We start from the raw sequence: 14,060 nt of genomic DNA on the forward strand, positions 1-14,060 counted from the left end.
CTAACCTCTCTTACTTCTTCTTCAGGTGGCGCGAGCGCATGATGAACTTGTCGGTCGACTTGTTCGAACGGGTGCGCTTGCCCTTGGTCGGCTTGCCCCACGGGGATACCGGGTGACGACCACCGGACGTGCGGCCTTCACCACCGCCGTGCGGGTGGTCGACCGGGTTCATGACGACACCGCGGTTATGCGGGGTCTTGCCGCGCCAACGCGTACGACCGGCCTTGCCGTCGTTGATGTTGCCGTGATCCGGGTTCGACACCGCGCCGATCGAAGCAAGGCAGGAGCCGTGCACGAGGCGCTGTTCGCCGGAGTTGAGGCGAAGGATCGCCATGCCCTGGTCGCGACCGACGAGCTGTACGAAGGTGCCTGCCGAACGGGCGATCTGACCGCCCTTGCCCGGCTTCATCTCGACGTTGTGAACGATCGAGCCGACCGGGATGTACTGCAGGGGCATCGTGTTGCCCGGCTTGACGTCGACGGCCTTGTCCGAAGCGATGACCTTGTCGCCGGCAGCGAGGCGCTGCGGAGCGAGGATGTAGGCCTGTTCGCCATCGGCGTAGCTGACGAGCGCGATGAACGCCGTGCGGTTCGGGTCGTATTCCAGACGCTCGACCGTGCCTTCGACGTCGAACTTGCGACGCTTGAAGTCGATCAGGCGGTAGGTGCGCTTGTGACCGCCGCCGATGAAGCGGGCGGTGATGCGACCGTGGTTGTTACGGCCACCGCTCTTGGAGAGACCTTCGGTCAGAGCCTTGACCGGCTTGCCCTTGTACAGGCCCGAACGGTCGACAATGACGAGCTGACGCTGGCTCGGAGTGGTCGGATTGAAACTTTTCAATGCCATTTTCTTTTGTCCTCTTTAGCCGACTGCTCGATCAGAGCCCGGTGGAGACGTCGATGGACTGACCGTCAGCAAGCGTGACGATCGCCTTCTTGACATCTCCCTGCCGGCCGGAGAAGCCGCGGAAACGCTTTACCTTGCCCTTGCGGACGAGCGTGTTCACAGCCGTGACCTTGACACCGAAGAGCGCTTCGACGGCAGCCTTGATCTCAGGCTTGGAAGCGGTCTTGGCGACGTTGAATACGACCTGGTTCTGTTCGGAGACCAGCGTCGACTTTTCGGTGATCGAAGGAGATACGATCACATCGTAGTGGCGAAGATCCGTCATTTGAACCGCTCCTCGAGGGCTTCGACTGCAGCCTTGGAAAGCACGAGCTTGCCGCGGCGCAGGATGTCGTACACGTTGATGCCCTGGATCGGCAGAACGTCCACGTTCGGGATGTTCTGGGCTGCGAGCTTGAAGTTGCTGTCGAGCTCTGCGCCGCCGATGATGAGGGCGTTGGTCAGGCCGAGGCTGGCGAACGAGCCGGCCAGTGCCTTGGTCTTGGCTTCCTTGGCGACGAGGTCATCGACGATGATGACGTTCTCAGCCTTCAGCTTTGCCGAAAGGGCGTGACGCAGGCCGAGCGCGCGGACCTTCTTGGGAAGGTCGTGCTCGTGGCTGCGGACGACCGGGCCGTGGGCCTTGCCGCCGCCGCGGAACTGCGGAGCGCGTGCCGAATGGTGACGGGCGCGGCCCGTACCCTTCTGCTTGTACATCTTGGCGCCGGTGCGGGAAACTTCCGCGCGGCCCTTGGTCTTGTGCGTGCCCTGCTGCTTCTTGGCGAGCTGCCAGCGAACGACGCGGGCGATGATGTCCTCGCGCGGCTCGAGGCCGAAGATCGCGTCGGAGAGGGAAACCTTGCCGGCGTCCTTCCCGTCGAGGGTCGTGACTTTGAGATCCATAACCAGGCTCCCTTACTTAGCTGCGGCGCGGACAGCGGCCGGACGCGGAGCGTCGGCCGGGATGCCGGACTTGATGGCGTCGCGGACGACGATCCAGGCACCCTTGGAACCCGGGACGGCACCCTTGACCAGGATCAGACCACGGTCCTCGTCGGTCGAGACGACTTCGAGGTTCTGGGTGGTGACGCGCGTCTGGCCCATGTGACCAGCCATGCGCTTGCCCTTCCAGACGCGGCCCGGATCCTGGTTGGAGCCGGTCGAACCATGCGAACGGTGCGAGACGGAGACGCCGTGCGTGGCGCGCAGACCGCCGAAGTTGTGGCGCTTGATCGCGCCGGCGAAGCCCTTACCGATCGTCGTGCCGGTCACGTCGACCAGCTGGCCGGCGATGAAGTGGCTGGCGGAGAGCTCCGCACCGACCTCGATGAGGTTGTCGGCGGAAACGCGAAACTCGACGAGCTTGGCCTTCGGCTCGACGCTGGCTGCGGAAAACTGGCCGCGGAGCGCCTTCGACGTGTTCTTGACCTTGGAGCGGCCGGCACCGAGCTGGACTGCGGTGTAGCCGTTCTTGTCTTCCGTGCGATGGGCAACGACCTGGCAGCCGTCCAATCGCAAAACTGTTACAGGGACATGCTCTCCTGCGTCGTTGTAGACGCGAGTCATTCCCACCTTCTGTGCAATCACACCTGAACGCATGGTTCATTCCTCTTAAAAGTCCTGTGGGGGCGAGGCCCCTACACGCCTTTTGTTTAAGGATTCCACGGAGGCCATCCGACCTTCGGGTTTCCCGTTCCTAGAAGCCGTTGGCGTTACCGCCACGTACCTTCCTTGTTATTCGGCTTGCGCCGGACTTGCTCAAAGCCTGATCAGAGCTTGATCTCAACGTCGACGCCGGCGGCGAGGTCGAGCTTCATCAGGGCGTCGACCGTCTGAGGGGTCGGGTCGACGATGTCGAGAAGGCGCTTGTGGGTGCGCATCTCGAACTGTTCGCGGCTCTTCTTGTCGATGTGAGGCGACCGGTTGACCGTGAATTTCTCAATACGTGTCGGGAGCGGCACGGGACCGCGGACACTGGCACCGGTACGCTTGGCCGTCGACACGATTTCACGCGTGGAGGCATCGAGGATCCGGTGATCAAACGCCTTGAGGCGAATGCGGATGTTCTGGCCGTTCATACGACTTGTCCTTGTTCTTGTTTATCGCGGGAACCCCTTGGGGAACACGCATTGAACTTCGATAAATGTCCGGCCAGTCCGCTAGTTTTTCAAAGATCGGAGGGACAAGGTTTCCCCTGCCCCTTCCTATTTGAGCGGCCGTGGCCGGCCTTGTCCTTTGGCGATCGCACCATGACGAAGCAGGTGCAAATCACGCGTGCGCGCCATTTGCACTATTTTGCTCTCGTCGGCAAGCGGTGCGGCCGACTAAATCTATCGTGGCGGCTATGCCCGGGCCGCATAGCACTGCGGCCCAGGAATTCCGCCGTTGCCCGCCGACTGCCCGACGGACACTGCGTCGAGATTACTCGACGATCGAGGCGACGATGCCGGCGCCGACGGTGCGGCCGCCTTCGCGGATCGCGAAGCGCAGCTTTTCTTCCATCGCGATCGGAACGATCAGCTCGACATCAACCGTGACGTTGTCGCCCGGCATCACCATTTCCGTGCCTTCCGGAAGCGTGACGATGCCCGTCACGTCGGTGGTGCGGAAGTAGAACTGCGGACGGTAGTTGGTGAAGAACGGCGTGTGACGGCCGCCTTCTTCCTTCGTCAGGATGTAGGCTTCGGCCTTGAACTTCTTGTGCGGCTTGACCGAACCCGGCTTGCACAGGATCTGGCCACGCTCGACGCCGTTGCGGTCGACGCCGCGCAGCAGCGCGCCGATGTTGTCGCCGGCCTGGCCCTGGTCGAGCAGCTTGCGGAACATCTCGACGCCCGTGCAGGTCGTCTTCGTCGTCGGACGGATGCCGACGATCTCGATTTCCTCGCCGACCTTGACGATGCCGCGCTCGACGCGACCCGTGACAACGGTACCGCGGCCCGAGATCGAGAACACGTCTTCGATCGGCATCAGGAACGGCTGGTCGATCGGACGCTCAGGCGTCGGGATGTAGGCGTCAACCGCTGCCATCAGCTCGCGGATCGCGTCTTCGCCGATCTTCTTGTCCGAATCTTCCAGAGCGGCCAGAGCCGAACCCTTGACGATCGGAATGTCGTCGCCCGGGAAGTCGTAGGACGACAGCAGTTCGCGAACTTCCAGCTCGACGAGTTCGAGCAGCTCGGCGTCGTCGACCTGGTCAACCTTGTTCAGGAACACCACGATCGCGGGAACGCCGACCTGACGGGCCAGCAGGATGTGCTCGCGGGTCTGCGGCATCGGACCGTCGGCGGCCGAGCAGACGAGGATCGCGCCGTCCATCTGGGCAGCGCCGGTGATCATGTTCTTGACGTAGTCGGCGTGGCCGGGGCAGTCGACGTGCGCATAGTGACGGTTCGGCGTCTCGTATTCGACGTGCGCCGTCGAAATGGTGATGCCGCGCGCCTTTTCTTCCGGAGCCGCGTCGATCTGGTCGTACGCCTTGAACTCGCCGAAGTACTTCGTGATCGCCGCCGTCAGCGACGTCTTGCCATGGTCAACGTGGCCGATCGTGCCGATGTTTACGTGAGGCTTGTTGCGCTCAAACTTACCTTTTGCCATTTCCGGCTCTCCATTTTCTGTCCCCTAGACGGGGAATGGTTCAATTCGTTTCGGTTGGCGTATCCCGGTCACTTCTGACCGGAATACTTTGCCTGGATTTCCTGCGCCACGTTCGACGGAACCGGTGCGTAGTGATCGAACGTCATCGTGTACTGCGCGCGGCCCTGCGACATGGAGCGCAGGTTGTCGACGTACTTGAACATGTTCGCCAGCGGCACGTTCGCCGAGATCACGACGGCTACGCCGCGCGATTCCTGGCCCTGGATCTGGCCACGGCGGGAGTTCAGGTCACCGATCACGTCACCGACATAGTCTTCCGGCGTCACGACCTCGACCTTCATCATCGGCTCGAGAAGCTGGGCACCAGCCTTCTTGGCCGCTTCACGGAAGCAGGCACGCGATGCGATTTCGAACGCCAGGACCGACGAGTCGACGTCGTGGAACGCGCCGTCGATGAGGGTCGCCTTGACGCCCAGCATCGGGAAGCCAGCGAGCGGACCGGAGGACAGAACGCTCTCGATGCCCTTCTGGACACCGGGGATGTATTCCTTCGGAACGGCGCCGCCGACGATCTTGGACTCGAACTTGAAGTCTTCGCCTTCCGGGTTCGGTTCGAAGATGATCTTGACGCGCGCGAACTGGCCGGTACCACCGGTCTGCTTCTTGTGCGTGTAGTCTTCTTCGCAGAGCCTCGTGATCGTCTCGCGGTAGGCCACCTGCGGAGCACCGACGTTGGCCTCGACCTTGAACTCGCGACGCATGCGGTCGACGAGGATGTCGAGGTGAAGCTCGCCCATGCCGGCGATGATGGTCTGGCCGGATTCCTCGTCGGTCTTGACGCGGAAGGACGGATCCTCGGCTGCCAGGCGGTTGAGCGCGAGGCCCATCTTTTCCTGGTCGCCCTTGGACTTCGGCTCGATCGCGATCTGGATGACCGGCTCGGGGAATTCCATGCGCTCGAGGATGACCGGCTTCAGCGGATCGCAGAGCGTGTCGCCCGTGGTCGTTTCCTTCAGGCCCGCCAGCGCAACGATGTCGCCTGCGAAGGCTTCCTCGATGTCCTCACGCGAGTTGGAGTGCATCTGCAGCATGCGGCCGACGCGCTCGCGCTTTTCCTTGACCGTGTTCATGACCGACGTGCCCTTCTCGAGCTTGCCGGAATAGATACGGGCAAAGGTGAGCGAACCGACGAAGGGGTCGTTCATGATCTTGAAGGCCAGCATCGAAAGCGGCTCTTCGTCAGACGCATGACGCTCGATCTCGGATTCGGTCTTGACGTCGATGCCCTTGATGGCCGGGATGTCGACCGGCGACGGCAGGTAGTCGACGACGGCGTCGAGCAGCGGCTGTACGCCCTTGTTCTTGAACGCGGTACCGCAGAACATCGGGTGGAACTTCACGTCGATCGTGCCGCGGCGAACGAGTTCGCGGATCTTGTCGTTGTCCGGGTAGTTGCCTTCGAGGTAGGCTTCCATCGCGGCCTCGTCGATCTCGACGACAGTCTCGATCAGCTTCTCGCGATATTCCTCGGCCTGGGCCTTCATGTCTTCCGGAATCTCGACGACGTCCCACTGGGCGCCGAGCGATTCGTCGCGCCAGACGAGTGCATTCATCTCGACCAGGTCGATGACGCCCTTGAACTCGCTCTCAGCGCCGATCGGCAGCTGCATGACGACTGCGGTCGCACCGAGGCGCGACTTGATCATGGACACCGAGCGGTAGAAGTCCGCGCCGGTCTTGTCCATCTTGTTGCAGAAGATCATCCGCGGAACGTTGTACTTCTCCGCCTGGCGCCAGACGGTTTCCGTCTGCGGCTCGACGCCGGCGTTGGCGTCGAGCAGCGCGATGGCGCCGTCGAGAACGCGCAGCGAACGCTCAACTTCGATGGTGAAGTCGACGTGGCCGGGGGTGTCGATGATGTTGAAGCGGCGCATCTTGCCGTCACGGCCCTTCCAGAAGGTCGTGGTGGCAGCGGACGTGATGGTGATGCCGCGTTCCTGCTCCTGCTCCATCCAGTCCATCGTGGCGGCGCCGTCGTGGACTTCGCCGATCTTGTGGGACTTGCCGGTGTAGTAGAGGATACGCTCGGTCGTCGTCGTCTTGCCGGCGTCGATGTGCGCCATGATACCGAAGTTACGGTAGTCTTCGATCTTGTATTCGCGTGCCATAATGGACTGCCTTTTCGAGATTACCAGCGGTAGTGCGAGAACGCACGGTTGGCGTCAGCCATCTTGTGCGTGTCTTCGCGCTTCTTGACGGCACTGCCACGGTTGTTTGCGGCATCCATGAGTTCGCCCGAGAGGCGCTCGACCATGGTGGTTTCGTTCCGCTTGCGTGCCGCTGCGATGAGCCAACGGATAGCGAGAGCCTGACGGCGCTCCGGACGAACGTCGACCGGGACCTGGTAGGTTGCACCACCGACGCGGCGCGAACGAACTTCAACGTGCGGCGCAACGTTGTCGAGGGCCGAATGGAACACGCCGAGCGGGTCCTGCTTGGACTTGCCCTGAACGCTGTCGAATGCGCCGTAAACGATGGTTTCGGCGACGGACTTCTTGCCGTCGAGCATGATGGCGTTCATGAACTTCGTGACCACGAGATCGCCGAACTTCGGGTCCGGGTTGATCTCGCGCTTCTCTGCTTTATGACGTCGGGACATACGTTTCGTCTCTCAACTAAATTGGGTTCCAGCGAAATGGCGCCGGTGACTGGTTACTTCGGACGCTTCGCGCCGTACTTGGAGCGGCGCTGCTTGCGGTTCTTGACACCCTGGGTATCGAGAACGCCGCGGATGATGTGGTAGCGCACACCCGGAAGGTCCTTCACGCGGCCGCCGCGGATCATGACCACGGAGTGCTCCTGAAGGTTGTGACCTTCACCCGGGATGTAACCAATGACTTCGAAGCCGTTGGTCAGGCGGATCTTGGCGACCTTACGCAGAGCCGAGTTCGGCTTCTTCGGCGTGGTCGTGTACACGCGGGTGCATACGCCGCGCTTCTGCGGGTTCTCCTGGAGAGCAGGAACCTTATTGCGCTTTACCTGTGCCTGACGCGGCTTACGGATCAGCTGGTTTACGGTAGGCATTCAACCATCCCTTGATCTTGTCTCGTTACCCTTGCGGGCGGATTTTGCCGTTGCCGGCGGCTGCCACACGCTTCTTTTCATGCGCAAAACAGGACCGATCCGCCTTTTGCGAATGGCCCTCGAAGGCAGAGGACGCAGCCAGGCCGCGTCATGCGTGCAGCATTCATGTCTTCAACGTGCGTTGAAGCCTTGTTTGAGGCGAACTTCAGAACGAGTCGTACTGAACCAGCCAGCCTCACATAGGCTCCGATGGGCGTGGCTCTACTGGCTTACGCCCTGCACGTCAAGGGGACTGGCGAAATATTCTTGCTTCGCCCTTCATGAACGCCCTGAATTTCGAGGCGTTCGCGCGCTGGCGTGCAAACAAAACCGGAGCCGGAACGGCCGGCACTCCGAAATGCTTCTGCCCGACGATTCTTAAGGAATCGCAAAGGAAGAATCAATGCCGTCGTTGCCGCCCACGCGCCTCGCCCGCAGCCGCCTCGCCTCCCCTCGCCCGCGCTTTCCATTTCGGCCCGATCGGCGTAAGGACGTTGCCAGATCGCGAACCTGAAGGAAGCGCCATGTCCATCTCTCCCGACAACGACAACAACAATGAAGACGCCATGGTCTTCATCATCATCGGCAAGGCCTATGAGCGCGACGGCGACGACGAAGGCATCGACATCCACGTCATGCTGCGGGCGCCCGACGACGACAGCGCCGTGCGCGAGGCCCTGAACGCGCTGGCGGAGGAAGGCTTTCTGGAGGCGGATCTCGACCAGATCGGCACGCTGACCGATGCGCCGATCGACGAGCCGCACGCCTCCGCCTATCAGGGCGCGCTCGAAGGCGAGGTCGCGATCATCCGCTTCGCCTGACCGGGACCGGCGGCTCTCGGCGCATAAGAGCCGCCCGACGGTTCGGGCGGTTCCATTTCGGCGACGGCAGGCCGCCTCAGTCGCGGATTTCGGCGGTCGGCTTCGGGGTCGACCGCGTCTCCGCCGGCAGGATCGGATAGACGACGTCCGGCACGGTTCCCGTCAGCGCATGCAAGAAGGCGACGATCAGGTCGGCATCCTCGCTCGCCAGTTCCTCGCCGAGCTGCGTTTCCCCCATCAGCGTTACCGCCTCCTTCAGATCCCACACCTTGCCGGAATGGAAATAGGGCGCAGTGTGCTCGACGTTGCGCAGGGGAGCTGCGCGGAAGACATAGGTGTCGTCCACCGTGTTGGTCACGGCGAAGCGCCCCCTGTCGCCTTCCGGCAGGACGTCGGCGCCGGGACGTTCGACGAGGCCGAAGGGATAGTACCCCTCCCCGCCGACATTGATGCCGCCGTGGCAGGAGGCACATCCCTTGTCGATGAAGAGCTGCAGCCCCTGCTTCGCCTCGGCGCTCATCGCCTCGTCGTCGCCGTTCAGATAGGCGTCGAAGGGTGCGGGCGTGATCAGCGTCGCCTCGAAGGCCTCGATCGCCTTGGCGAAGTTGTCGAAGGTGACGGGGTCGCTCTCGCCCGGGAACGCAGCCTTGAACCACGCGACATATTGCGGCATCGAGTTCAGCGTCGCGACCACCTGCAGCGGCGTGTTCGCCATTTCGACGCCGGCCTGCACCGGCCCCTTGGCCTGCGCCTTCAGGTCCTCGGCGCGGCCGTCCCAGAACTGGGCAACGTTGAACACCGAGTTCAGCACCGTCGGCGCATTGCGCGGCCCCTTCTGCCAGCCGTGGCCGATCGAGGTCTCGAGGTTGTCGTCACCGCCGGTGCCGAGATTGTGGCATGAATTGCAGGAGAACACGCCCGACGCCGACATGCGCGGATCGAAGAACAGCGCCTTGCCGAGCGCGATCTTTTCCGGCGTGATGCGGTTGTCCCTCACCGCCGGGACGGTCGAGGGGAGCGGGCGGAAGATCTCCAGCGCCGTCTGGCGCAGATCGGCGGGTGCAGGGTCGGACGCGACGGCCGCATTGGCCGACAGGACGCACAGCGCAACGGAACAACTCAACAACAGCTTTTTCATCAATTGCCTCCTTTCGCTGTCGCGCACCCGTGGGAGCCGGGCCGCTCGCAGCTTCAAATTCCAAGGCCCGGCCCGCTCTGCTGCGGGCTGCCTCGAACTACGGAGGAATTAGAACCGTTAAAAGGTTCCGTGCCGTTGAGCAGGGTCAACGCACGCTCTGGCAAAACGCAAGAAACGCCCGGATTGCTCCGGGCGTTTCGCATTGGTCAGGTAGGCCGGTGCGACAGATCGCCCCGGCAGCAGCAGGCTTATTCGCCGGCCGGCACGGTCTCGCCTTCGGCCAGGTCCGCGAGCATAGGCGTGGCAACGCCGGCACCCGTCGACTTGCGGCGCTCGTCGAGGATCATCTCGTCGCGGGCCGTCGCAATGCGGCGGATCTGCGTCATCGTTCCGCCCGTACCTGCCGGGATGAGGCGGCCCACGATGACGTTTTCCTTCAGGCCCTGCAGGCCGTCGGTCTTGCCGGCGATCGCAGCTTCCGTCAGCACCTTCGTCGTCTCCTGGAACGAGGCGGCGGAGATGAAGGACGGCGTCTGCAGCGACGCCTTGGTGATGCCGAGCAGGACCGGCTCGCCAAAGGCCGGCTTCTTGCCTTCCTCGATCAGGCGGTCGTTGACGTCTTCCAGTTCGATCCGGTCGACATTGTCGCCGACGATGTAGGTCGAGTCACCCGCATCGGTGATCTCAACCTTCTGCAGCATCTGGCGAACGATCACCTCGATGTGCTTGTCGTTGATCACCACGCCCTGCAACCGGTAGACCTCCTGGATCTCGTTGACGAGGTAGGAAGCGAGTGCCTCCACGCCCTTGATCGCCAGGATGTCGTGCGGCGCCGGGTTGCCGTCGAGGATGTAGTCGCCCTTCTCGATGTAGTCGCCGTCCTGAAGATGGAAGGGCTTGCCCTTCGGGATCAGGTACTCGACCGGCTCGACACCATCTTCCGCCGGCTCGATCGTGATGCGGCGCTTGTTCTTGTAGTCGCGGCCGAAGCGGACCGTGCCATCGATCTCCGCGATGATGGCGTGGTCTTTCGGACGACGAGCCTCGAACAGTTCGGCAACGCGCGGCAGACCGCCGGTGATGTCCTTGGTCTTGGCGCTTTCCAGCGGCGAGCGGGCAAGAACGTCACCCTGGGAGACCTTCTGGCCCGGCTCGACGGAGAGGATCGCGTCGACCGAGAGCATGAAGCGGGCTTCGCCACCGCGGGACAGCTTGGCGACGGCGCCGTTCTTGTCCTTGATGACGATCGCCGGCTTCAGGTCGGAGCCGCGCGGGGTCGAACGCCAGTCGACGATCTGGCGCTTGGTGATGCCGGTGACTTCGTCGGTCTCTTCCTTCACGGAGATGCCGTTGACGATGTCCTCGAATTCGACGACGCCATCGATTTCCGTCATCATCGGGCGGGTGTAGGGGTCCCACTCGGCCAGACGCTGGCCGCGCTTCACCTTGTCGCCGTCGTCGACGAAGATCTTCGAACCGTAGGCAACGCGCTGCGAGGAGCGCTCGACGCCGCGTTCGTCCAGGATCTGCACCGCCATGTTGCGGCCCATGGCAATCAGGTTGCCATCAGAGTTGCGCAGCATGTTGCGATTCTTGATCTGGATCGTGCCTTCGTAGGACGCTTCCAGGAACGACTGGTCGACCACGTTCGCCGTGCCACCGAGGTGGAACGTACGCATGGTGAGCTGGGTGCCCGGCTCGCCGATCGACTGCGCGGCGATGACGCCGACAGCCTCGCCCATGTTGACCGGCGTACCACGCGCCAGGTCGCGGCCGTAGCAGACCGAGCAGACGCCCGTCTGGACTTCGCAGGTCAGTGCCGAACGAATGCGGATCGACTGGATACCGGCCTTCTCGATCTCGATCACATCCGGCTCGAGGATCATCTTGCCGGCATCGACCAGCCGCTCGCCCGTGACCGGGTGATCGACGTTGTCGAGCGCCGTACGGCCGAGGATGCGCGCGCCGAGCGAGGCCACGACCTGGCCGGCATCGACGATCGCCGTCATCGTGAGACCGTTCGAGGTTCCGCAATCGACGAGATTGACGATGCAGTCCTGCGCGACGTCGACGAGACGACGGGTCAGGTAGCCCGAGTTCGCGGTCTTCAGGGCGGTATCTGCCAGACCCTTGCGGGCGCCGTGGGTCGAGTTGAAGTACTCGTTCACGGTCAGGCCTTCCTTGAAGTTCGAGATGATCGGCGTCTCGATGATCTCGCCCGAGGGCTTGGCCATCAGGCCGCGCATGCCGCCCAGCTGGCGCATCTGGTTCGGAGAACCGCGGGCGCCCGAGTGCGACATCATGTAGATCGAGTTCATCGGCTTCTGGCGACCGGTCGCCTCGTCGAACTCGACGGCCTTGATGCGGGCCATCATCTCTTCGGCGACCTTCTCGGTGGCCTTGCCCCAAGCGTCAACGACCTTGTTGTACTTCTCGCCCTGGGTGATCAGGCCGTCGTTGTACTGCTGCTCGTATTCCTTCACCAGCGCTTCGGTATCGCCGACGATCTTCGCCTTGGTGTCCGGGATCACCATGTCGTCCTTGCCGAACGAGATGCCGGCGCGGCAGGCGTGCGCAAAGCCGAGCTGCATGATCCGGTCGCAGAAGATCACCGTGTCCTTCTGGCCGCAGTGACGGTAGACCGTGTCGATCATCTTGGAGATGTTCTTCTTGGTCATTTCCTGGTTGCAGGTCTCGAAGGGAACGTTGACGTTCTTCGGCAGCAGTTCGCCGATCAGGAGGCGACCGGGGGTCGTCTCGTAGATCTTGGAAACCGGCTTGCCGTCGGCATCGACGGTCTTGAAGCGACCCTTGATCTTGGCGTGCAGGGTCACCGCCTTGGTCTCGAGCGCGTGCTGCAGTTCGCCGAGATCGGAGAAGGCCATGCCTTCGCCCGGCTCGTTCTGGTTCATGATCGACAGGTAGTACAGGCCGAGAACCATGTCCTGCGAGGGAACGATGATCGGCGCGCCGTTGGCCGGGTGCAGGATGTTGTTGGTCGACATCATCAGCACGCGGGCTTCGAGCTGGGCTTCCAGCGACAGCGGCACGTGAACGGCCATCTGGTCACCGTCGAAGTCGGCGTTGAAGGCCGTGCAGACGAGCGGGTGCAACTGGATCGCCTTGCCTTCGACCAGGATCGGTTCGAAGGCCTGGATGCCCAGGCGGTGCAGCGTCGGTGCGCGGTTCAGGAGAACCGGATGCTCGCGGATGACCTCGTCGAGGATATCCCAGACCTCAGGCTTTTCCTTCTCGACCAGCTTCTTGGCCTGCTTGACGGTGGACGAGAAGCCCTTGGCGTCAAGACGGGCGTAGATGAACGGCTTGAACAGCTCGAGCGCCATCTTCTTCGGCAGGCCGCACTGGTGCAGCTTCAGTTCCGGACCGGTCACGATGACCGAACGGCCGGAATAGTCGACGCGCTTGCCGAGCAGGTTCTGGCGGAAGCGGCCCTGCTTGCCCTTGAGCATGTCGGACAGCGACTTCAGCGGACGCTTGTTGGCGCCGGTGATGACGCGGCCACGACGGCCGTTGTCGAACAGCGCGTCCACAGATTCCTGCAGCATGCGCTTTTCGTTGCGGATGATGATGCCCGGAGCGCGCAGTTCGATCAGGCGCTTCAGACGGTTGTTACGGTTGATGACGCGGCGGTACAGATCGTTCAGGTCGGACGTCGCGAAACGGCCGCCATCGAGCGGAACCAGCGGGCGCAGGTCCGGCGGGATGACCGGGACGACCTTCATGATCATCCACTCCGGACGGTTGCCGGATTCCATGAAGTTCTCGACGATCTTCAGGCGCTTCATCAGCTTCTTCTGCTTGAGATCCGACGTGGTGTCGGCAAGCTCGGAACGCAGGTCGCCAGCGATCTTCTCGAGGTTCATCGAGGCGAGCATCTCGTAGATCGCCTCGGCGCCGATCATGGCGGTGAACTGGTCTTCGCCATATTCATCGACCGCGATCATGTACTCCTCTTCGGAGAGGAGCTGGTTTTCCTTCAGCGCCGTCAGGCCCGGCTCGGTGACGATGTAGTTCTCGAAATAGAGAACGCGCTCGACATCCTTCAGCGTCATGTCGAGCAGGGTCGAGATGCGCGAGGGCAGCGACTTCAGGAACCAGATGTGGGCAACGGGGGCTGCGAGCTCGATATGGCCCATGCGCTCGCGGCGAACGCGCGACAGGGTGACTTCCACACCGCACTTTTCGCAGATGATGCCCTTGTACTTCATGCGCTTGTACTTGCCGCACAGGCACTCGTAGTCCTTGATCGGCCCGAAGATGCGCGCGCAGAAGAGACCGTCGCGTTCCGGCTTGAACGTACGGTAGTTGATCGTCTCCGGCTTCTTGATCTCGCCATAAGACCAGGAAAGAATCTTCTCCGGCGACGCAATCGAGATCCGGATGGAATCGAAGGTCTGTGCAGGCACCTGCGGATTGAAAAGATTCATGACCTCTTGGTTCATGCCTGTCTCCTTTGTGGGCCTAAGCCCTCAGC

Annotated in this window: 12 protein-coding genes; 1 reads left to right on the plus strand and 11 read right to left on the minus strand. The window is 62.5% G+C overall.

Annotated elements, in window-relative coordinates; translation table 11 throughout:
- Window positions 1–10: 10 nt before the first annotated feature.
- The 9 genes from rplB to rpsL all read right to left on the minus strand — a co-directional run bounded on the left by rplB (window position 11) and on the right by rpsL (window position 7,567).
- Window positions 11–847 (minus strand): 50S ribosomal protein L2, encoded by an 837-nt coding sequence (gene rplB, locus OCK02_RS16955; RefSeq protein ID WP_263814053.1) that lies wholly within the window; start codon window positions 845–847, stop codon window positions 11–13.
- A 31-nt stretch (window positions 848–878) separates the two neighbouring features.
- Window positions 879–1,172 (minus strand): 50S ribosomal protein L23, encoded by a 294-nt coding sequence (locus tag OCK02_RS16960; protein WP_112599133.1) that lies wholly within the window; start codon window positions 1,170–1,172, stop codon window positions 879–881.
- Window positions 1,169–1,789, minus strand: coding sequence for a 50S ribosomal protein L4 (rplD, locus tag OCK02_RS16965; RefSeq protein ID WP_230803997.1), 621 nt, complete (start codon window positions 1,787–1,789; stop codon window positions 1,169–1,171). Before rplD ends, OCK02_RS16960 begins: the two co-directional genes overlap by 4 nt.
- A gap of 12 nt (window positions 1,790–1,801) precedes the next feature.
- On the minus strand, window positions 1,802–2,485 hold the full coding sequence (rplC, locus tag OCK02_RS16970; protein WP_230803995.1) for a 50S ribosomal protein L3: 684 nt from the start codon (window positions 2,483–2,485) through the stop codon (window positions 1,802–1,804).
- A gap of 170 nt (window positions 2,486–2,655) precedes the next feature.
- Window positions 2,656–2,964: a 30S ribosomal protein S10 gene (rpsJ, locus tag OCK02_RS16975; protein ID WP_003547547.1), complete on the minus strand. Its 309-nt coding sequence runs from the start codon at window positions 2,962–2,964 to the stop codon at window positions 2,656–2,658.
- Between the two features lie 343 nt (window positions 2,965–3,307).
- Window positions 3,308–4,483: an elongation factor Tu gene (gene tuf, locus OCK02_RS16980; RefSeq protein ID WP_230803975.1), complete on the minus strand. Its 1,176-nt coding sequence runs from the start codon at window positions 4,481–4,483 to the stop codon at window positions 3,308–3,310.
- 68 nt (window positions 4,484–4,551) lie between these two features.
- Window positions 4,552–6,651 (minus strand): elongation factor G, encoded by a 2,100-nt coding sequence (gene fusA, locus OCK02_RS16985; protein WP_263814054.1) that lies wholly within the window; start codon window positions 6,649–6,651, stop codon window positions 4,552–4,554.
- A gap of 20 nt (window positions 6,652–6,671) precedes the next feature.
- A complete protein-coding gene (rpsG, locus tag OCK02_RS16990; protein ID WP_230803992.1) occupies window positions 6,672–7,142 on the minus strand; it encodes a 30S ribosomal protein S7 in 471 nt (156 codons plus the stop codon).
- 53 nt (window positions 7,143–7,195) lie between these two features.
- Window positions 7,196–7,567 (minus strand): 30S ribosomal protein S12, encoded by a 372-nt coding sequence (rpsL, locus tag OCK02_RS16995; RefSeq protein ID WP_003507760.1) that lies wholly within the window; start codon window positions 7,565–7,567, stop codon window positions 7,196–7,198.
- Window positions 7,568–8,130: 563 nt separating this feature from the next.
- Here rpsL and OCK02_RS17000 point away from each other — a divergent pair.
- Window positions 8,131–8,427, plus strand: coding sequence for a transcriptional regulator (locus OCK02_RS17000; protein WP_230803991.1), 297 nt, complete (start codon window positions 8,131–8,133; stop codon window positions 8,425–8,427).
- Between the two features lie 76 nt (window positions 8,428–8,503).
- On the opposite strand, the gene OCK02_RS17005 is transcribed toward OCK02_RS17000, so the two are convergent.
- Both OCK02_RS17005 and rpoC read right to left on the minus strand, forming a co-directional pair.
- Entirely contained in the window at window positions 8,504–9,565 is a 1,062-nt protein-coding gene (locus OCK02_RS17005) for a cytochrome-c peroxidase (protein ID WP_263814055.1), read from the minus strand.
- Between the two features lie 248 nt (window positions 9,566–9,813).
- Window positions 9,814–14,028 (minus strand): DNA-directed RNA polymerase subunit beta', encoded by a 4,215-nt coding sequence (gene rpoC, locus OCK02_RS17010; RefSeq protein WP_230803989.1) that lies wholly within the window; start codon window positions 14,026–14,028, stop codon window positions 9,814–9,816.
- Between the last annotated feature and the right edge of the window lie 32 nt (window positions 14,029–14,060).

It is taken from the genome of Rhizobium sp. TRM96647 (genome assembly GCF_025780115.1).
Taxonomy (GTDB): Bacteria; Pseudomonadota; Alphaproteobacteria; order Rhizobiales; family Rhizobiaceae; genus Mycoplana.